Here is a 20,428-nt window from a genome sequence, read left to right on the forward strand (position 1 = left end):
CTCACGGGGTGGCATCGGCGACAAACTCGCTCAGGGGCGTGCCAACCGGCCGCCCGTTGAGCGGGTCCAAGGCGTACCAGTGACCACCGTAGCGCACGCTTTGAACCTCGGCCCCACGGTAGACGCCAGTGCGGCTCCCCACGGGCGACTGACCGCCGGGCTCCTGCCGGTCGATCTGCCCGGCCGCAATGATCAGGTAACTGCGCAGTTTTTCTTCGGCCGTCAGCAAGTGCGGAGCGACTTTGCCCGAATTCATCGTTCCTTGCAGGATCAGCTTAGGCACGTTAAATAAGCCTTTGGTCGCCGCCCGGATCATCTGCGGGTAGCCATCCAGCGGATTCAGCGCGGCATTGGCGAACAGCCCCGAATGCTTGAGAAAATCAAATGCGCGATCACTGAAGGTGGCCGCCGGTTTGACCCTGGCTGTTGTCGACACCATGGGGCTTACCGTGGCCGTCAAACGCCTGGCAATCCCCTTCAAAGGCTTGAATGCCAGGGCTTTGGCTGAGCGAATCAACCCCCGCGCCGAGCCCGCGGCACCAATGGCCACCCCGACGGTGTCCACGGCCAGGTTGGCCAAGCCGCTGCCGATATTGCCTGCTTTGAATTCCTGATAGGCACCGACAAAGGGCACGAAGCCCAGCAAAAAATTGTGCGCACGGGTGCGTGCTTCGCGACTGCGTTCCAACGGCACCTGTTCGGTCGCTCTTTGCAGCAAGGCCTCTGGAGACTCGTAGAAATTCCCCTGCGCGATCGCCTCCACGATGCGCGCGGTTTTGCGCGAACCGTAAGTGTTCGGCACATAGTTCTGCGGGGTGTAGCTGGCTGGTAAAGCGCTGGCGGCGAACGGCGTGCCCAGTTGCTCGATGATCATGGCCGGCGAAGCGACGTCCGACCTCGGTGCCGTCCCTAAGGTATAGGCGTCGGCATCGAACGGGACCGGCGTGCCACGGTTGACTGGCAAGTACACATGACCGTGCGGGGCGGGAAAGCGCTCGTGCTTGATCAGCCCCCCCAGTATCAGATCCTGCGGCAAGTCGGTGCGTCGCACGACATTGCCGTTGGCAAACAGCTCGTAATACGTGACTTGGTTGTTGTGCTCCAGGCGCATCACCGTGCCTTGGCGACCGCGCTGTGCCAGCCTGCTGCTCGCCGTTTCGCGGGCTTGGGTGGTGCCGGTTTCCCCGCGTAAGGTGAACAGCTCGACAGTGCCGAGTTCCAGCGCTTGTCGATCCGCCAGCGGCAACTCGGCAAGCATCAACTTCAAGCGGGTGGCATAGGCGTTCTGCAACGCGTGCCGATGCCGGTCGACCGCGCTGTTGAGCAGCCCATCCAATGCGGGCAAGCGCCGAATACGTTGATCCAACTGAGCGCGCGCCTCAGGGGAAGCCTGCGGGGCCTGGCCCTGCTGATAAGGGGTGCTGCCGCTACGGTAAGTACCACGTAAATCGCTGCTCAGCGCCCACTTGCCCGGTGTCAGATCGCCGGTTATGTACGCCTCGATGATCGGACGCGTCCTGGGTTCGCCCGACGCCATGTTGCGACGCTCCGAAGCCTCGGCGATGTGTACGGTCATGGCCTCCAGACCCGCCGGGGTAGTGTCCGGAAAGACCCGCAGCAGCTCTTTAATGGCCAGCGTCCTGCGGGTAGGCAGCTCGGCGCTCGCGTCGGTGAAGGCAAGGCTGGCCTCTTCGCGCTGTTTGAAGAACGCTTCGGAGGCGGTCTGGATATCCGTACGAGAATATTCTCCATCGCTGCGCAAACGGACGACCCCATTGAGCACGCCCCAATCGGCCATGATTTTCAACGCCGACAATTGCATCAACTCGGCCTGGGCATCGCTGGTGGGGCCCAGCGTGGTGAGGTGGGTGACCTGCTCTTCATTCATCGCCCGGGACGTGCCGGGTGCATGTTGATCGGCCATCGCACAGCCCAGACGCAACTCCATCCAGGCCGGCGTACCGATGTGCACCGTGCCCGGCACATCTTTGACCAGAAATTCCGGTGCTGCCTGGGCCAAGCCCAGGTGTGCCGCCAGCACGGCCAACTTGGGGTCGACGCCCTTGTGCGCGATCAGATGCTGTTCGATGTCGCGGCGCACGGCACTGAATGTGCGCCCCATGTTCGCCGGCTGGTACACCGAATACCCGGCCACATGCCCAGGCTTGTCCGGAGCGTCGATACCGGCGTGCAACTTGATCGCCGCCACCACCAACTGTTGGCACACCGTTTTGGGCAATTCGTAGCCTGCGCCGCTCGCGCCAAACCAATTCAGCGCTCTGGCCAATTGCGCGCCAAACGCCAACGCCTCGGGGCTTTCAAGCAGCGCGGTCAAATGGGCCTGGGGGTCGGTGTGCAGTGCCTGTGGAGTGCTGTGCGCCAGTGCACTGAAGCCTCTGGCGCTGCTGCCGCCCAAGCGGGCTTGCGCCAGATCGGTCAAGGTGAGGCGATCTTCGGGCGTCAGGGTGCCGGGGGCCCACTCGCGGCGCATCAGACCGTTGTAATCGCCCAGTGGCGGTGCCGGCGGCAAGTACGTACGCAACCAGTGGATGACATTGCGGGTTTCGCCGGCGGTTGCCATCGAGCCCAGCCCCAGGTATTCGACCAGTTGGCGCACGTCATGGCGGGGAGTGGAATAAACCGCACCGCCCAAGGGCTCGCTGAGCCCGACCAGCGCCTGGCGCTCTGCCTCCAGGGCGGGGTGCTGTTCGACATAACGGGTGAGATCGACCCAGCCGCCCACGGGGCTCAGACGCTCCAGCCTGCCCTCGGTTATCCGAAACGGCTTGCCGGGCCAGTCAAAGCCTTCGCGTTCGAGCAGCGCCGTCATACTCGGTTGCGCCACCAGGCGCTGCAGACGCTCGCGCGCGGCCTGGCTGGCTTCTCCCAAGGTTAACGCCGGGCTCACTTCGCAGGGGTGTTCGGACCAATTCATGGGCGTGGCGTCGGGCCAATCTCCCAGGGCCGCCTCCAGTGTGTCCGCCAAGTAGCGACGCTGCTCGATTTGACCGATCACCCGCCAAGCGCTGTCCACATCGCCGACGTGAAAGCTATGGCGGGTCTTCGCTTGCTCGACCACCGCCAACGGCACCCACCCGTCGCCCTCCCCCATAAAGGTCAGGCCTTTATCGCCGGGGTCCAGCAGCTGCAACAACGGGCGCAAACTGGCCGAGGCCTCTAACCACCCCGACGCGTCGGTGTAGGTAAACCTGACGGCACTGCGCACACCCTCGTGGGTGACGAACCCTTCGATAAAGTCGTGATGCAGGGTCAGCGTGGCGGTTTCTAGCCCCTGGTCGTTGAGCCAGGTTTGCAACGGCGGTTGGTTCAGCAGGTGCCGGTACAACGCCAGCAAAGGGGTCAGCGTGCTGCCCTCAGGCACCTCGACCATGCCGTGGCCGCTTTGCGTGGCTGACGTGAGGCGTTGTTCCAGCAGCGTGTCGGCAGCCGCCACGCCGTTACTGCTGGGGACCGGTTTGCGGGTCCAGGGATAACTGAGTGCGGCGCTTGAATCAGCGGTTGAGCGTCGAGCCCGCGACAGCGTGGGGGAAGGCGTTGAAGCGGATGGACGATCCGCCATGGGAACAACGCTACTGGGCACCTCATAAAAAGTACCTGAGGCGATCTTCGACATATCCACGCTCGCTCTGAAAACAGTGAGGGGCTATGTAAGAACAGCGTCGGGCGCCTGGATGTAAGCCTGATCCGACGACCGCCCGATGGAGCATTTCCGTTAGTTTCAGGCGACTTACAAAATCCGATACAGCAGACGCTCAATCCGCACCCGGCTCACACGGCGCAGGAATTTGCCGACCGCTGCCGGATAATCCGGCAGCGTCTGCAATTGCGTGTAAGCCTCGATCCGCGTGGTGTGCTGAAAAATCTGCTCCAGTTCAGCCTGGCGCGGCGCGAGCCATTGGCCCTGGGGATCGTCGATCAGCAGCGCGTTTTCCAAGTCGAGCCGGAACGCCCGGGGGTTGAGGTTGTTGCCCGTCAGCAAGGTGTAACGCTCGTCGATCCACATACCTTTGAGGTGGTAGGTGTTGTCGCCGTCGCGCCACAGGTGCAGATTTAACTGGCCGCTGTCGATGTTGCGCTGATGGCGCTTGGCAAAGCGGCGCAGGCTGATTTCATACAGGTATGGCAGCGCCGCGATCACCTTGAATGGCTCGCTGGGCGGAATGTAGAAATCGTTGGCGGTCTTGTCGCCCACAATGATGTCGATCTTCACCCCACGGGCCAGGGCACGGTTGATTTCCCGGGTGACGGGCAGTGGCAGGTTGAAGTACGGCGTGCAGATAGTCAGTTGCTGCTGGGCGCTGGCGATCAGTTCCAGGATCACCCGGCTCAACGGGTTGTTCTTGCCGACGCCCAGCAACGGGCTGACCGACAACTGGCCATTGGGCAACTGCCCCGCCGTGGTGTCGTAGGTGGCGTGCTTGAGGCGGCTGCGCAGGTCGCCGATGTCGTTGCGCAGGCTGCGGGTAGTCGGCGGGTTCGGCAGGTCCAGGCGATGCACGGCCTTGGACGCCACCAGTCCATGTTCCACCAGATGCTGCATGGAATCGGCCAGCGCTTGGCTGTGGATCAGGTGGTAGCGGTCGAAGCGGTATTTGTCGAATTTGTGCAGGTACACGTTGTTCAGACTGGCACCGCTGTAGAGCACCGTGTCATCGATCACGAAGCCTTTGAGGTGCAGCACACCGAACAGCTCGCGGGTCTGCACTGGCACACCGTATACCGGCACCTCAGTGCTGTGACGCTGAGTCATTTCCTGGTACCAGGCGCTGTTGCCCGGCTGCTTGCCGGCGCCGATCAGCCCGCGCTGGGCACGCAGCCAGTCGACCACCACCACGATCTCAAGCTCCGGCCTTGCGGCTTTGGCGGCGTGCAAGGCGTCGTAGATCTCCTGCCCTGCTTCGTCCTGCTGCAAGTACAGCGCAACGATGTAGATACGCCGCGTGGCCTGGGGGATTTTCTCCAGCAGGCAACGGCGAAACGCCGCAGCGCCTGACAGCACCTCAATCGCCTCGGGAGTGAGTGGAAAACCGCGCAGTTTGGGCAACAGGGAGCGTTTGAAGAACGACGGCATAAGGCTCGCAAAGGGTCGAATCCGAAGAGGTCCCGAGCTTACACCATGAAGATGCTCAGGTCTCGCTGTGACAGATGGAAAAAATTAATTGACCAAGGAGAATGATCGTTCTACTGTTTGCCCCATGAACGAAATCATCAGTAATGAAACCCGCGACATTATCCTCGACGTCACCGAGAAGTTGATCTATCGCCATGGCATTGCCGCCACCGGCATGGACTTTCTGGTAAAAACCGCCGGCGTCTCGAGAAAAAGTATTTATCGCTACTTCGCCAATAAAGACGAATTGGTGATCGCCGCGCTGCAACGCCGCGATGCGCGCTGGCTCCAATGGCTGCGCAGCGAAGTGGAGCGCCAGGCCGACAGCGGCGAGCGCCTGCTGGCGCTGTTCAGCGCGCTCAAGGCCTGGTTTGGCTCTGAGGACTTTCGCGGCTGCGCCTTTATCAACACCAGCGGCGAGACTGGCGACCCGCACAACCCCGTCCGCCTGCTGGCCAAAGCTCATAAACAGAAACTGTTCGAGTACGTACTCGAACTGTGTCAAGCACATGGCACCCCCGACCCCGAGCGGCAGGCCGCGCACCTGCTGATCCTGATCGATGGCGCCATTACCGTTGCCCTGGTAATGGGCGATTCAACGGCTGCCGATAATGCGCAATGCATGGCGCGAACGTTATTGGGACTGTGAACGCACAGGCTGAGCAACTTTCGATAAACCTTAATGAGTTAAAGGAGTCGCAGCATGTCATCTACAGAACAACCGCGCCCGCCCCTGCCGCCGTTTACCCGCGAGTCGGCGATCGAGAAAGTGCGCCTGGCCGAAGACGGCTGGAACTCCCGGGACGCAGAACGCGTTTCCCTGGCCTACACCCTGGACACCCAATGGCGCAACCGCGCCGAGTTCGCTCACAACCGCGAAGAAGCCAAAGGTTTCCTGACACGCAAATGGGCCAAGGAACTGGACTATCGGCTGATCAAGGAATTATGGGCGTTTACCGATAACCGCATCGCCGTGCGTTACGCCTATGAGTGGCACGACGATTCCGGTAATTGGTTCCGCTCTTATGGCAACGAGAACTGGGAGTTCGACGAGAATGGCTTGATGGCCCATCGGTTTGCCTGCATCAACGACATGCCGATCAAGGAAAGCGAGCGCAAGTTCCACTGGCCGCTGGGTCGCCGGCCGGATGAGCATCCGGGCCTATCGGCGCTGGGCCTGTAAACCTCACCCGCGTAAAGAAGTGGGAGTGGGCTACCCCGCTCCCACCTACGGCTCAACCTTGTCAACCCGGATTCAGCCCCACCCGGTACAACACGCCCTCTTCCTCATCCGTCAGCACGTACAGATAGCCATCCGGTCCCTGCCGCACATCGCGAATCCGCGCTTTCAAGCCGCCGAGCAAGCGCTCCTCATGCACCACCTTATCGCCCTCGAACTGCAAGCGAATCAGCTCCTGACTGGCCAGTGCACCAATAAATACGTTGTGCTGCCACGGTTTGAAGCGATCGGCGTCGTAGAACGCCATGCCGCTGATACCCGGTGATTTTTCCCATACATGGCGCGGCGCGACAGTGCCTTCGACAGTCTTGCCTTTGGCTTCGGGAATCGGCGTCAGCGAATAGTTGATGCCATGGGTTGCCAGTGGCCAACCGTAGTTCTTGCCGCGTTCGATGACATTGATCTCATCGCCGCCACGGGGGCCGTGCTCGTTTTCCCACAGCGTGCCGCTCCACGGATTCAGCGCCAGGCCTTGAGGGTTGCGCTGGCCGTAGGACCAGATCTCCGGCCGTACGCCTTCCTGACCGACGAACGGGTTGTCGTCCGGCACGCGGCCATCCGGATAGATGCGCACGACCTTGCCTTGCAATTTGTCCAGATCCTGGGCGGTGGGTCGGTCGTTGTTTTCGCCCAGGGTCACGAACAGGTAGCCGTCACGGTCAAACGCCAGGCGCGAACCGAAGTGGTTACCGGTGGAGAGCTTGGGTTCCTGGCGCAGGATCACCTGAAAGTCGGTCAGGCCGCTCAGGTCGGCGGCCAAACGTCCGCGCCCGACCGCCGTGCCGGCCGTCCCGCCCTTGCCGCCGCCTTCGGCGTAGGACAAATACACCATGCGGTCTTGCTTGAAGTCCGGGGACAGCACCACATCCAGCAGACCGCCCTGCCCCTTGGCCCACACCTGCGGCACACCGCTTAACGGCGCCGACAGCCTGCCGTCTGCACTGACGACCCTCAGGTGTCCCGGCCGCTCGGTCACTAGAAAGCCTTGCTGGTCCGGCAGGAATGCCACCGCCCATGGGTGATCCAGCCCTTGGGCTATCGGCGTGGCCGTGATACTGCCTTGTTCACTGGGGAACTGTTGAGCCCCGGCGGCATGCGCCGCAATCGAGGGCAACAGGGTCGATGCGCACAGCGCAGCCAGCAGGGTTTTGCGTAGCAACATAAGACAGGTCCTTACCGGCGATTGCCGTTGGCATCATACGTGGGGGCTTTGGTTTCAGTGGCCGGGCGGCTGGGGGCGGCCTGGCGCTGCGGATAACGGTTGCCGATGCCGCCGTTTTCCAGCGTCGGCGTACGCGGGGTCGGCACAGTCTGAATACCGCGCGTCGCCGGGGCATTGGGCTGGGTGCCCTGCATGCTGTTGGGGTTGGCCCGGTGAATCGGGCTGTTGTTGCTATTGCTTCGCCCGGGCAGGTCTTGCGCCTGGGCCAGGGGTATCAGGGCCAGGCCCAACACCAGCAATGCGAGATAACGCCTGCAACTGATCATGAGCAAACCTCTCTGAAACGAGCTGTACGTGCTTTCGATGGCACGCTACGCCCTGGGTTCGCCTTTGGTAAGTAAATTGTTTCTGATGAGGTGTAACACGATCTGTCCACGTATCCGCCCGGGGAAACTTTTCGCGCCGCCGCCGAGTCACCAGAACACTGCTTCTTCTCAAGGAATCGCACTTATGCCACGGGCAATCTGGAAAGGCGCAATCAGTTTCGGCTTGGTTCATATCCCGGTGTCGCTGGTCTCGGCCACGTCCCATCAGGGTGTGGACTTCGACTGGTTGGACAAGCGCAGCATGGACCCGGTGGGCTACAAGCGCATCAACAAAACCACAGGCAAGGAAGTCACCAAAGAGAACATCGTCAAGGGTGTGGCCTATGAGAAAGGCCGCTACGTGGTGCTCAGCGAAGACGAGATCCGCTCGGCCCACCCCAAGTCGACCCAGACCATCGAGATCATCGCCTTCGTTGCCAGCGAGCAGATCCCCCTGCAAAACATCGACACGCCGTACTTTCTGGCGCCGGACAAACGCGGCGGCAAGGTCTATGCCCTGCTGCGCGAAACCCTGAAAAAAACCGGCAAGGTGGCCCTGGCCAATGTAGTGCTGCACACCAAACAACACCTGGCAGCATTGATGCCCCTGGAATCGGCGCTGGTGCTGGTGATGCTGCGATGGCCCGCCGAGGTGCGCGGCCTGGATGAGCTGGAGCTGGGCAGCGAGGTGACCAAACCCAGCCTGGCCAAGGGCGAGCTGGACATGGCCAAACGCCTGGTGGAAGACATGAGCGCTGACTGGCAGCCCGAGGAATACCGCGACAGCTTTCAGGAAAAGATCATGGCTCTGGTGGAGAAAAAAGCCAAAGCCGGCAAGATCGAGGACGTGGAATCCCAGGAAGGCGAGGACGAGCGCAAGTCTGCAGACGTGATCGACCTGACCGAACTGCTCAAACGCAGCCTGGCCGGTAAGCCTGCGGGGAAAAAACCGGCGGCGAAAAAGTCTTCGAAAAAAGCCTCTTGAACCTGCCATAGGATGGAGCCCCCATGGCCAAACCTTTGAGTGAATACAACCGCAAACGTGACTTCCAGATCACTGCCGAACCGTCGGGCAGTGCGCCGGCCGGAAAAAAAGCCAAGGCATCGGCGCTGTCGTTTGTGATCCAGAAGCACGACGCACGCCACCTTCACTATGATTTCCGCTTGGAGCTGGACGGCGTCCTCAAGAGCTGGGCGGTGCCTAAAGGCCCGAGCCTGGACCCGAGCCAGAAGCGCCTCGCGGTGCACGTTGAAGACCACCCGCTGAGCTATGGCAGCTTCGAAGGCAGCATCCCGGCAGGCCAGTACGGCGCCGGGGACGTGATCGTGTGGGACCGCGGCGTCTGGCAACCTCACGATGACCCGCATCAGGCGTATGCCGCCGGCAAACTCAAGTTCACCCTGGTCGGCGAAAAACTCAGCGGCGATTGGACGCTGGTGCGCACCCGCCTCAAAGGCAGCGGCGACAAAGAGCAATGGCTGCTGATCAAGGAGAAAGACGCCCAGGCCCGCCCCGCCACGGAGTTCGACATCGTGCAGGCCCAGCCCGACAGCGTGCTCAGCGACGCCTCAGTGGGCCAACCGCCGCCAGAGAAACCCAAAGCCAAAGCTCGTAGCAAAAAAGCGGCCTCCGCCAGCGCCCTTCCCGAGCAGTTCACCCCGCAATTGGCCACCCTGGTGGAGCGCGCGCCCGAAGGCGATTGGCAGTATGAAATCAAGTTCGATGGCTACCGCATTCTGGCGCGTATCCGCGACGGCGAGGTGCGCCTGTTTACCCGCAACGGCCATGACTGGACCGAGCGCCTGCCGCGTCAGGCCAAGGCGCTGCAAGCTCTTAAGCTCAAGGACAGCTGGTTGGATGGCGAGGTCGTCAGCCTCAATAGTGACGGGCTGCCGGATTTCCAGGCTTTGCAGAACGCTTTCGATATCGGCCGCAGCCTCGATATCGTCTATTACCTGTTCGACGCGCCCTTCCTCAATGGCCAGGATCAGCGCGAAGTTCCGGTGGAACAGCGCCGCGCAGCCCTCAAAGCCGCGCTGCGCGGTAGCCGAAGCAAGCTGCTGCGCTTCTCCGAGGCCTTCGCTGCCAACCACCGGGATATCTTCGAAAGTGCTTGCGACTTGGCGTTGGAAGGCGTGATCGGCAAACGCCTGGGCAGCCCCTATGTATCGCGGCGCAGCAACGATTGGGTCAAACTCAAATGCCGCTTGCGCCAGGAATTCGTGATTGTTGGCTACACCCGCCCTCAAGGCTCGCGCAGCGGGTTCGGCGCGTTGCTGCTGGCGGTCAACGAAGATAGCGGATTGGTGTATGCCGGCCGCGTGGGCACCGGGTTCGATCAGGCCGCGTTGAAGACCATCTACGGGCAGTTGAAACCCCTGGAGCGCAACACATCGCCGCTGCAAAAGCCGTTGACCAGCGCCCAGGCGCGCGGCGTTCATTGGGTGGAACCGACACTGGTCGGTGAAGTGCAGTTTGCCGAATGGACCCGCGAAGGCGTGGTCCGTCAGGCCGCTTTTGTGGGGATGCGCACCGATAAGCCAGCCGAGCAGATCGTGCATGAGGTGCCGCGCAAAGCCCAATTCGCAACACCCGCGAAGAACCCAGTCGGGGTCAAAATCAGCCATCCCGACCGCGTCATCGACCCCCAGAGCGGCACGCAGAAACAACAACTGGCGCAGTTCTACGAGAGCATCAGCCCGTGGATTCTGCCCTTTCTGCAGCGACGCCCGGTATCGCTGCTCAGGGCACCGGAGGGCGTCGACGGCGAACAGTTCTTCCAGAAACACGCTGAGCGCCTGGCTATCCCCCACATTACGCAGCTGGACCCGGCGCTGGACCCAGGTCACGCGCGACTGATGGAAATCGACAGCGTGCAGGCGCTGGTAGGCGCCGTGCAGATGGGAACCATCGAGTTGCATACCTGGGGCGCCACCTCGGACAAAATCGAAACCCCGGACTTGTTCGTACTCGACCTCGACCCGGACCCTGCATTGCCGTGGAAAACCATGGTGGAAGCGGCTCAACTGACGTTGTCCGTACTGGATGAGCTGGGACTCGATGCCTTCGTTAAAACCAGCGGTGGCAAAGGGCTGCACCTGGTGGTGCCGTTGGCGCGACGCGACGGGTGGGACACGGTCAAGGCATTTGCCAAGGCCCTGGCGCAGTTCATGACTCAGCAACTGCCCGAACGCTTTACCGCCACCTCCGGGCCGAAAAACCGGGTGGGCAAGATCTTTATCGATTACCTGCGCAACGCCCGAGGCGCCAGCACCGTGGCGGCCTACTCCGTGCGGGCACGGCCAGGGCTGCCGGTGTCGGTACCGATCAGTCGCGAGGAATTGAAAGGCTTGCGCGGCGCGCAACAGTGGACAGTCGCCAATCTGTTGCAACGGGTGCAGGGGTTGAAGGCTGATCCCTGGGCGGGCTATGCCAACCGGCAGAAAATCACCCGCAAGATGTGGGACAAGTTGGGCGCCCGCCCACCGCAGTGAGGGGCGCCCGGCGGGTCAGATCAGGATGAAGATCAGCGCCAGCACCGCGAAAATCGCCCACTTTTCCAGGTAGTAACGCGTACGGTTGCGCTTTTTCAGTTCTTTGCCGCGCAGGCGGATCTTGTACAACCGCGTGAAAGCGCGGTTCAAGCCCCCGGTCTTGTCACCCGCGTCGTTGGGCGAGCCTGCCGCCGCCATCACATTACGGCTGAACCAACGGTTGAAAGCCGCCGCCCAGCGATATTTCATCGGCCTTTCAATGTCGCAGAACAAGATGATGCGGTTGTGCTGCGTGGTGTTCTCGGCGTAATGGATATAGGTCTCGTCGAACATCACCGGCTCACCGTCGCGCCAGTAATAGGCCTCGCCATCCACATTGATGTAGCAGCCCGGATCGTTCGGCGTGTCCAGCCCCAAGTGATAGCGATAAGAACCGGCATATGGATCACGGTGGCGCACCAGCTTGGAGCCTGGGGGCAGCTCGGCGAACATCGCCGCTTTGATCGAACCGATGCTTTGTACCAATTGAGTGGTGCGCGGGCACAGTTTCATCGCCGAAGGGTGACTGTCGCCGTACCACTTCAGGTAGAAGCGCTTCCAGCCCGACTTGAAGAAGGAGTTGAAACCAACGTCGTTGTATTGGTCCGAGCGCTTGATTTCCCCGGCTTGCAGCAGGTTCTGGGCCTCCTCACGGATTTCCTGCCAATGTTCCTGCAAGGGGCTCAGGTCGGGAAAGTCACTGGTCGCCAGGTAAGGCCGGCCGGGCAATTTGGAGAACAGATACAGAAAGCAGTTGATCGGCGCCAGAAAGGTCGAATGGTCGCTGAGCTGGCGGCTCAGCTTGTGTCGCACCCGGCCACGCAGGTGTACATACGCGATGGAGGCAACGTAAAGAACAACAATGATGAGTTTCAAGGGATTTCGTCACACGTCAGAAGAGAACAGGCTGCTCCTGCGGGCCCACGACGGCCGAGGATGATAAGCAGCACCTGAAATCACAATTCACATAGTCGGCACGGCCGGCTGGAACTTCCGCCGGTTCATGCCCATCGGCCGTTATTTAGCCACAATATGTAACCAAAGGTTAACTAAGAATTGTGAAAAGCTGTCGAGTGACGGGTTTTGAGGGGGGCGGGCTTGCCGTAGGACAAGCCCTTGCGGGGTGGGCGTTACAGCGGCAGTTCGTCGTCTTTGCGCTCACGACGGGCGAAGCGGCCATCGTCCAGCGCCGAGTAAGCCACCGCAGGGCGCGGTGCCAACATAAAGTGCCGAAACAGCGCAATCAGCAAGCCCAGTACCAGGCCGCCTACCAGGCTCAAGGCAATCACCAGGGCCTTTTTCGGCTTGATCGGCGCCAGCGGTTCCTGGGCGCGACGGTCGATGGTAACCAGTTTGAGATTGCTCATATCGATATTCAGCCCGCGCAACCGCGCGACTTCCGCACGCAGCGGCTCTACATCCTGTAGGAAGATATCCTCGTTGCCACGCTTGCGCAGCACTTCGACTTCGCGGTTCGCTTCCAGCATCTGCAGCTCTTTACCGATCTCGGCCACCCGTGGGTTGGTGAAGTCGTCACTGGTGCGTTGCTGCAAGGCCACGCGTTCGGCCTCAAGGGCTTCGGTGCCGAGGAAATACAGCGGAATTTTCTGGTTGTTGACCTCGGTGCGCATTACCTGGCCTGAGCCACCTCGGCCGGCATCGGCCATCGAGGAAGGCGTGGTCGGGGTACGAATGCCCATCGATTTAGCGATGGCAATCGCCTCGGCCAGTTCGGCCAGGCGGTTGGTGCGCTCCATTTTCATCTGCAGGCGTAAAGCACTGAGCTCATCCTGCAATTGCGCGCGCTTGAGCCGGTCGGCTTCCAGCAGCTTGGCAATCTTGGACTCTTTATCGGTTTCGTAATTGGCGCGCGCCGCGTCAATCTTGCCTTTGAGTTCGTTGAGGCGGTTATTGACGATCACTTTGAGGTCAGCGCCCACCTGATCACGCTCAGCGGCGATGGCGTAGTCCACGAAACCGTTGAGGATCGCTACGCCGTCGATGTCGGCCGGGTATTGGAGTTCCAGGCGGATGTAACTGCTTAACGAGTCAGATTTTTTCGGGTCCGGCAGAATCAGGTTGACCGAGTTGCGGTTGAAGTCTTCAAAACTCTGCTCAAGGCTTTGCCCCGGCTTTTGGAACGCCGCGAACAGTTGTTCATGAGATTTGAAGAACCCCAGCCGCGCCTCGTAAGAGTCCAGTTGAGCCCCCACCTTGGACAACGCATCGGCCGGTGGCAGCTTATATACTTCGGAGCGGTTGAGTGCATCCAGCTCGTTGATGGCCGCCGGGCGCAGTACGCTGCTCACTTCATAGGTCTTGGGCGCCAGAAATGCATACCCTGCTCCCAATACACCCGCCAGAATCGTGCAACCCACTACCAGCTTTTTTTGCCGCCAAATCGAGTGAAACAGTTCAAACAGGTCAATTTCGTCAGAAGAGGGAGACGCGTTAAGCGGGGAAGTTCGATTCAAAATGCAAGCCACCTTAAAATTGACACTAAAAAGCCATCACCGAAGTTCCGGATAACCCGGCAGCGCATCAGGGACAACGCCCTGAAACCTGGAGAACAGGCCCACCAATGGCGATCTGACCACTCAGTTTGGGGAAAAATCCCGCGCTATATAATTTCGTTTCCGTTTCAACTAGATGAACATTCGCTCAACCGATACAGCCAACTGCCACATTGTTGTCACAAGAGTAGTCAAAAGAACGTTAAATAGCTGCTAGCGCAAGGAAAATTCTTTGCCGCGCGTCTTGAGCGAGAAACATCCTACATACCAGCCCCTCTTCTAGTACCTCACTTAAAAGGACTTATCGATGCAATCTGCCGCTGACCCGGATCTTCACGCCCTGCAAGGGGCCTGGGAACAAATCTCGCTGGAAGACAACGGTGTGCTTGACCCTGTCGATGCACACACTGCGCCAGGTGCCATCACCACGATTGCCGGCAACGGTTTTGAAGTGAGGACCACCGAGGGCAATGTTTTGCTGGCTGGCCGGTTTTTCCTGGACAGTCGCATCGAGCCCAAGAGCATTACCTGGATCGACTCGATCGGTGAGGATGCCGGCAAGGCGCTGCCTGCCAGCTATCGCCTGGAAGGAGACACCTTTGTGTTTATTGCAGCCGACGAACATATGCCCAGGCCCACCGTGTTCAAGACCGGGCCTGGACAGACCATGCGTACCTTCGTGCGGCGCCATTCTTAACGTGGCGTGGTTGGATGGTCTATAGGGTGAAACCTGCCAACGCCAGTGAATCCCTTAGCCTGCCCTTTGAAGCAGCGGCATCGTCCCTGTTCAACGCGAAACTAATCGCCGGGGCCGCAGGTCATTAACGCAATGAGCCCTCAGTCGTTGAGTGCCCCCTCCCGAAGAAACTGCCGTGGCTGATCATTCCGACTTGCGTAATACCCTGAGCCTGGACAGCCTGAACTTCTTCCTCGCGGATGTGCGTGACGGCCTTGGTCCCTACCTGGCGATTTATCTGCTGGCGGTGCACAAATGGGACCCGGCCAGCATCGGTGTGGTGATGACCCTCGCCGGCATCGCCGCCCTGCTCACTCAAGGCCCGGCGGGGGCGCTGATCGATCGCACCCGCAGCAAGCGCGCGGTAATCGCCGTGGCCGCGCTGTTGGTGACCGGCAGTTGCGTGCTATTGCCCTTCGTCAGTTCGTTCAGCCTGGTGGCGCTAACTCAGGCTGCCAGCGCGGTCGCGGCCTCGGTATTTGCACCAGGGATCTCGGCGATTTCCTTGGGAATCACCGGCCCCCGCGCCTTCACCCGCCGTACCGGGCGCAACGAAACCTTTAATCATGCCGGCAACGCCGTGGCCGCGCTGTTGGCCGGGGGCCTGGCTTACCTGTTCGGGCCAGTGGTGGTGTTCTACCTTATGGCGTTTATGGCGCTGGCCAGTATCGTCGCGGTCAGTTGCGTGTCGGCTGCGGCCATCGATCATGAGGTCGCCCGTGGCTTCGACCCCGCCCATCACCACGATCACGAGCAGCCGTCCGGCATCAAGGTGTTGCTGAGCAATCGGCCGCTGCTGCTGTTCGCCATTTGCTGCGCCCTCTTCCACCTGGCCAATGCCGCGATGCTGCCACTGGTCAGCCAGAAGCTCTCACAGATCAATCTGCACATGGCCACACCGCTGACCTCGGCCTGTATCGTCGCCGCGCAGGTGGTGATGGTGCCGATGGCCTGGCTGGTAGGTAGCAAGGCCGATGTATGGGGACGCAAACCGTTGTTGATCCTGGGTTTTGTGATCCTGCCGCTGCGCGGTGTGCTGTATACCCTGTCCAACGACCCCTATTGGCTGGTGGCGGTGCAAATGCTCGACGGCATTGGCGCGGGGATTTTCGGTGCGCTGTTCCCGGTTATCGTCAAAGACCTCACCCAAGGCACCGGGCGCTTCAATGTGAGCCTGGGCGCGCTGTCTACCGTATTTGGCCTGGGCGCGGCGCTAAGCAATAGCCTGGCCGGTTTCGTCGTGCAACAGGCCGGCTACAACGCAGCGTTTCTGACCCTGGCGGGCGTGGCGGCCGTCGCGCTGGCGCTGTTATGGCTGGCGATGCCCGAGACTCTGGAAAAACCATCGTTCGAGCGCCATACAACTGTCGCCTGACATATGCGACAATGCGCGCCAAATTCCAACACACATCCCCCATTTTCTGCTCAGCGACCGGGTTTCGCGCCTTGATGTCGCTGTTGACGCATGCCTGGCGGCATCCGCTGCCACGCGCGCAACCCATTGATAGGTAAAGTAATTGATCTCCACAGCTAACATCACCATGCAGTTCGGCGCCAAGCCGCTCTTTGAGAACGTCTCGGTCAAGTTCGGCGCCGGCAACCGTTATGGTCTGATCGGTGCGAACGGGTGCGGCAAGTCGACCTTCATGAAAATCCTCGGCGGCGATCTCGACCCGTCCGGTGGCCAGGTCATGCTGGAGCCGAACGTACGTTTGGGTAAATTGCGCCAGGACCAGTTCGCCTACGAAGAATTCACCGTGCTCGACACCGTGATCATGGGCCACTACGAGCTGTGGAAGGTCAAGGCCGAACGCGACCGTATCTACTCGCTGCCTGAAATGAGCGAAGAAGACGGCATGGCCGTGGCCGAGCTGGAAACCGAATTCGCCGAGATGGACGGCTACACCGCCGAATCCCGCGCCGGTGAGCTGCTGCTGGGCCTGGGTATTCCCCTGGAGCAGCATTTCGGCCCGATGAGCGAAGTGTCCCCTGGCTGGAAACTGCGCGTGCTGCTGGCCCAGGCATTGTTCTCCGATCCTGAAGTGCTGCTGCTCGACGAACCGACCAACCACCTGGACATCAACACTATCCGCTGGCTGGAAAACATCCTGACCCAGCGCTCCAGCCTGATGATCATCATCTCTCACGACCGTCACTTCCTGAACAGCGTGTGCACCCACATGGCTGACCTGGACTACGGCGAGCTGCGCCTGTTCCCGGGCAACTACGACGAGTACATGACCGTGGCGACCCAGTCCCGCGAGCAACTGCTGTCGGACAACGCCAAGAAGAAAGCGCAGATCTCCGAACTGCAATCCTTCGTCAGCCGTTTCTCGGCGAACGCCTCGAAAGCCAAGCAGGCCACCTCCCGCGCCAAGGCGATCGACAAGATCCAACTGGCCGAAGTCAAGCCTTCGAGCCGTGTGAGCCCGTTCATCCGTTTCGAACAGACCAAAAAGCTGCACCGTCAGGCAGTCATCGTCGAGCACATGGCCAAAGGTTTCGACGGCAAGCCATTGTTCAAGGACTTCAGCTTCCAGATCGAAGCCGGCGAGCGCGTGGCGATCATCGGCCCGAACGGTATCGGTAAGACCACCCTGCTGCGCACCCTGGTCAACGAACTGACGCCGGATGCCGGCAGCATCAAGTGGACCGACGCCGCAGAATTGGGCTACTACGCCCAGGACCACGCTCACGACTTCGAAGACGACGTCACGCTGTTTGACTGGATGGGTCAGTGGACCCAAGGCGAGCAGATGATCCGTGGCACCCTGGGTCGCATGCTGTTCTCCAACGATGAAATCCAGAAGTCGGTCAAAGTGATCTCCGGCGGTGAGCAAGGCCGCATGCTGTTCGGCAAGCTGATCCTGCAAAAGCCGAACGTGCTGATCATGGACGAACCGACCAACCACTTGGACATGGAATCCATCGAGGCGCTGAACCTGGCGCTGGAGAACTATCCGGGCACGCTGATTTTCGTCAGTCACGACCGTGAGTTCGTGTCGTCCCTGGCCACTCGCATCATCGAGTTGAGCGCCAACGGCGTGATCGACTTCAGCGGCACCTATGATGACTACCTGCGCAGCCAAGGCGTGGTGTTCTAACAGTAGCGATCTGAAACTGTGGGGAACAGGCTCGTTGTGGCGAGCGGACTTGCCCCGCGTCGGGCTGCGCAGCGGCCCCGAAAACGAACACCGCGTTCTGCCTGGCAGAATGCGGTGTTTTTTATTAGGGCTGCTGCGCAGCCCAACGCGGGGCAAGCCCGCTCGCCACAGTAGGCCGGTTTCTCAGCCAAAGTAGTTAGCCTGCTTCCTTTTCCCTCAAGCCCTTGCCATGATGGGCGCACCGCCCGCCCGCGAACGAGTCCCCATGCCTGCCGCCGCGCCCTCGTCCTTGTCGATCACCCTGCAGATCGTCTCCATCGTCTTCTACACCTTTATCGCGTTTATCTGCATCGGCCTGCCGATCGCGGTGATTCCAGGCTTTGTGCATGAGCAACTGGGTTTCAGCGCGGTGGTGGCCGGGGTGACCATCGGTTCGCAGTACCTGGCGACCCTGCTCAGTCGGCCCATGGCCGGGCGCATGTCGGATACCGTGGGCACCAAGCGCGCCATCGTGCTGGGGCTGACGGGCATCCTCATCAGTGGCGTGCTGACGTTCTTTGCGACGCTTTTGCAGAGCATGCCCAACTTGAGCCTCGGGGTTCTGATTCTCGCGCGGTTGCTGCTGGGAGTGGCCCAGGGGCTGATCGGCGTGGGCACCATCAGTTGGTGCATGGGCGCGGTCGGCGCCGAACACACCGCGCGCTCGATCTCCTGGAACGGCATCGCCTCCTACGGCGCCATCGCCATCGGCGCCCCCTTGGGGGTGGTGATGGTGGCCGACTATGGCTACAACATTCTCGGCCTGGTACTGGCGGTGTTGGCGGCGCTGGGGTTGGTGCTGATCCGCAACAAACCGTCGGTGCCAGTGGTGCGCGGGGAGCGCCTGCCCTTTTGGGCGGTGTTCGGGCGCATTGCGCCGTTTGGCACCAGCTTGTGCCTGGCGTCCATCGGCTATGGCACCCTCACCACGTTTATCACCCTGTACTACCTCAATCGTGGCTGGGCCGGCGCGGCGTATTGCCTGACGGTGTTTGGGGTGTGCTTTATCCTGGCGCGGCTGGTGTTTATCTCCGCCATCAGCCGGTTTGGCGGCTTTCGCGCGGCGATTGCCTGCATGAGCATTGAGACCCTCGGGCTGACCCTGCTGTGGCTGGCGCCCAGCACCACAGTAGCGCTGATCGGTGCTGGGCTGACCGGTTTCGGCTTGTCGCTGGTCTACCCGGCGCTGGGTGTGGAGGCGATCAAACAAGTGCCCAACAGCAGTCGCGGCGCGGGTTTGAGTGCGTATGCGGTGTTCTTCGACCTGGCCCTGGCGATTGCCGGACCGCTGATGGGTTTTGTCGCGTTGAACCTGGGTTACGGCTGGATCTTCCTGTGCGCGGCGCTGCTGTCGGTCGCGGCACTGGGCCTGACCGTGCTGCTCAAGCGCCGCGCTTATTGATCTGCGGTCTGTAAGCCTGCGCGGCTGGGCTCGCCGAGGGTGTGACTGAAAAAGCGCCCGGCCTCGGAAACCAGGTCGCGGTGAATGCCTTCACGGTCCACCCCATCGGCGTCGGTGCACACCGCCGGCATTGCCGCCAACTGGTCGCTGTCGCACGGCGCCATAAACACGAAGTGCCCTGCCCCGGCCAGCAGTTTGAAGTCCGGCGGTTCCGGCAGTTTGCGCGCCAGGGCCGCGGCGTTCTTGTCCACCGCGACCAGTTTGTCGCCATCGCCGCTGTAGAGCAGCACTGGCACATGCACATCCGCCAAGGTGTGACGGCCGAACATCAGGCTCAGGGGCGCCATTAGCATCAACGCGTGAATACGTGGATCGGCCTGGGGCTGCAGATCGTCGCGATCCACCACCAGCTCACCTTTGGTGGTGCAGGCGTCGCGGTCTTCAGGACGCTCCTGGCAATAGCGGCGCAGGCGATCGAAATCCGGTTTAGCGCCGGCCAGAATCAGTGCGGTCTCGCCGCCCGCCGAATAACCGATCACACCGATCTGGTCGACATCCACGAACGGCGACAGCATCGGATCGCCCAGTGTGGCGGTGATCGCTTCGGAAATCTGGATTGGCCGGCCATACAGGTTGCTTACGGTGCCTAAGCGGCTGTGATCTTTGTAGTTGTCGCCGGGGTGAAGCACCGCCACCACCACGAACCCTTTGCGCGCCAGGGACGTGGCCAGGTCATGCAGAGCCAGCGGCGTGCCGGTGTTGCCGTGGGACAGCATCAGCATCGGGAAACGCCCGATGGCGATTTTGGCGTCTTCGGTGGCAGCGATGTGGTACGCGCCCACCTGGGTACTGTGCTCAAGACCGGTGGAGGGGTAGAACGCGATAGCCTTCATCGGCTGAAGATCCAGCGGGTCGAGAAAACTCATGCGATGAAAACCCACGCTCCAATGAGGGTGCGGTGCGGGGGCGGCGTGCACTGAAATCAGGCTGCCGAGCAGGGAAAGAACCATCACAGCACAAAGACGCATCATGGGGCTGTCCACCTTTGCTGCGTGAGAACCGACATATCGATTAAAAGTCCGGAGTACTGACCCCACGCTTGCACAACCTGGGCCACATTAAAAGGACAGCGCACACACGAAAAAACTCCGTACTCCGCTCGCGTTCAGGCCAGCAGAATACAGAGTTTAGGCGCCCGGTTT

The 20,428-nt window shown here is 61.0% G+C and carries 15 protein-coding genes; 8 read left to right on the forward strand and 7 right to left on the reverse strand.

What is annotated here, in order from left to right:
* Window position 1 precedes the first annotated feature (1 nt).
* Window positions 2-3,454: a hypothetical protein gene (locus ACFZPT_RS07315; RefSeq protein WP_379554989.1), complete on the reverse strand. Its 3,453-nt coding sequence runs from the start codon at window positions 3,452-3,454 to the stop codon at window positions 2-4.
* Between the two features lie 294 nt (window positions 3,455-3,748).
* The gene (pssA, locus tag ACFZPT_RS07320; RefSeq protein WP_034097586.1) at window positions 3,749-5,092 is read right to left on the reverse strand and encodes a CDP-diacylglycerol--serine O-phosphatidyltransferase; all 1,344 of its coding nucleotides are present in this window, start codon (window positions 5,090-5,092) and stop codon (window positions 3,749-3,751) included.
* Window positions 5,093-5,216: 124 nt separating this feature from the next.
* Here pssA and ACFZPT_RS07325 point away from each other — a divergent pair, with 124 nt between their 5' ends.
* Together ACFZPT_RS07325 and ACFZPT_RS07330 are read left to right on the forward strand one after the other, a co-directional pair.
* Complete coding sequence (locus tag ACFZPT_RS07325) at window positions 5,217-5,780, forward strand: TetR/AcrR family transcriptional regulator (RefSeq protein ID WP_034097585.1); 564 nt, start codon at window positions 5,217-5,219, stop codon at window positions 5,778-5,780.
* A gap of 54 nt (window positions 5,781-5,834) precedes the next feature.
* Window positions 5,835-6,314, forward strand: a complete 480-nt coding sequence (locus ACFZPT_RS07330) for a nuclear transport factor 2 family protein (protein ID WP_034113550.1) — start codon at window positions 5,835-5,837, stop codon at window positions 6,312-6,314.
* A 61-nt stretch (window positions 6,315-6,375) separates the two neighbouring features.
* Here ACFZPT_RS07330 and ACFZPT_RS07335 read toward each other — a convergent pair whose 3' ends face one another.
* Both ACFZPT_RS07335 and ACFZPT_RS07340 read right to left on the reverse strand, forming a co-directional pair.
* Window positions 6,376-7,533, reverse strand: coding sequence for a PQQ-dependent sugar dehydrogenase (locus ACFZPT_RS07335; RefSeq protein ID WP_034113547.1), 1,158 nt, complete (start codon window positions 7,531-7,533; stop codon window positions 6,376-6,378).
* 11 nt (window positions 7,534-7,544) lie between these two features.
* Complete coding sequence (locus ACFZPT_RS07340; protein WP_034113545.1) at window positions 7,545-7,859, reverse strand: hypothetical protein; 315 nt, start codon at window positions 7,857-7,859, stop codon at window positions 7,545-7,547.
* A 184-nt stretch (window positions 7,860-8,043) separates the two neighbouring features.
* Between ACFZPT_RS07340 and ACFZPT_RS07345 the strand changes: the two genes are divergently transcribed.
* Both ACFZPT_RS07345 and ligD read left to right on the forward strand, forming a co-directional pair.
* Window positions 8,044-8,883: a Ku protein gene (locus ACFZPT_RS07345; RefSeq protein WP_034097581.1), complete on the forward strand. Its 840-nt coding sequence runs from the start codon at window positions 8,044-8,046 to the stop codon at window positions 8,881-8,883.
* Window positions 8,884-8,906: 23 nt separating this feature from the next.
* Window positions 8,907-11,393, forward strand: a complete 2,487-nt coding sequence (gene ligD, locus ACFZPT_RS07350) for a DNA ligase D (protein ID WP_034113543.1) — start codon at window positions 8,907-8,909, stop codon at window positions 11,391-11,393.
* A gap of 15 nt (window positions 11,394-11,408) precedes the next feature.
* On the opposite strand, the gene lpxO is transcribed toward ligD, so the two are convergent.
* Both lpxO and ACFZPT_RS07360 read right to left on the reverse strand, forming a co-directional pair.
* Entirely contained in the window at window positions 11,409-12,308 is a 900-nt protein-coding gene (lpxO, locus tag ACFZPT_RS07355) for a lipid A hydroxylase LpxO (RefSeq protein WP_034113541.1), read from the reverse strand.
* Window positions 12,309-12,562: 254 nt separating this feature from the next.
* The gene (locus tag ACFZPT_RS07360) at window positions 12,563-13,906 is read right to left on the reverse strand and encodes a Wzz/FepE/Etk N-terminal domain-containing protein (protein ID WP_034097575.1); all 1,344 of its coding nucleotides are present in this window, start codon (window positions 13,904-13,906) and stop codon (window positions 12,563-12,565) included.
* Window positions 13,907-14,252: 346 nt separating this feature from the next.
* On the opposite strand from ACFZPT_RS07360, the gene ACFZPT_RS07365 reads away from it, so the two are divergent.
* The 4 genes from ACFZPT_RS07365 to ACFZPT_RS07380 all read left to right on the forward strand — a co-directional run bounded on the left by ACFZPT_RS07365 (window position 14,253) and on the right by ACFZPT_RS07380 (window position 19,226).
* Window positions 14,253-14,642 carry a TIGR03067 domain-containing protein gene (locus tag ACFZPT_RS07365; RefSeq protein WP_034113539.1) on the forward strand — a complete coding sequence of 130 codons (390 nt, stop codon included), beginning with the start codon at window positions 14,253-14,255 and terminating at the stop codon, window positions 14,640-14,642.
* A 175-nt stretch (window positions 14,643-14,817) separates the two neighbouring features.
* Window positions 14,818-16,056 carry an MFS transporter gene (locus ACFZPT_RS07370; protein ID WP_034113537.1) on the forward strand — a complete coding sequence of 413 codons (1,239 nt, stop codon included), beginning with the start codon at window positions 14,818-14,820 and terminating at the stop codon, window positions 16,054-16,056.
* A 142-nt stretch (window positions 16,057-16,198) separates the two neighbouring features.
* Window positions 16,199-17,785: an ABC-F family ATPase gene (locus ACFZPT_RS07375; RefSeq protein WP_379554988.1), complete on the forward strand. Its 1,587-nt coding sequence runs from the start codon at window positions 16,199-16,201 to the stop codon at window positions 17,783-17,785.
* Between the two features lie 265 nt (window positions 17,786-18,050).
* Window positions 18,051-19,226, forward strand: coding sequence for an MFS transporter (locus ACFZPT_RS07380; protein ID WP_034113535.1), 1,176 nt, complete (start codon window positions 18,051-18,053; stop codon window positions 19,224-19,226).
* Here ACFZPT_RS07380 and ACFZPT_RS07385 read toward each other — a convergent pair.
* Window positions 19,220-20,257, reverse strand: coding sequence for a dienelactone hydrolase (locus ACFZPT_RS07385; protein WP_034097433.1), 1,038 nt, complete (start codon window positions 20,255-20,257; stop codon window positions 19,220-19,222). The genes ACFZPT_RS07380 and ACFZPT_RS07385 overlap by 7 nt on opposite strands.
* Between the last annotated feature and the right edge of the window lie 171 nt (window positions 20,258-20,428).

This window comes from Pseudomonas sp. MD330_10 (assembly GCF_042610415.1).
Classification (GTDB): Bacteria; Pseudomonadota; Gammaproteobacteria; order Pseudomonadales; family Pseudomonadaceae; genus Aquipseudomonas; species Aquipseudomonas rhodesiae.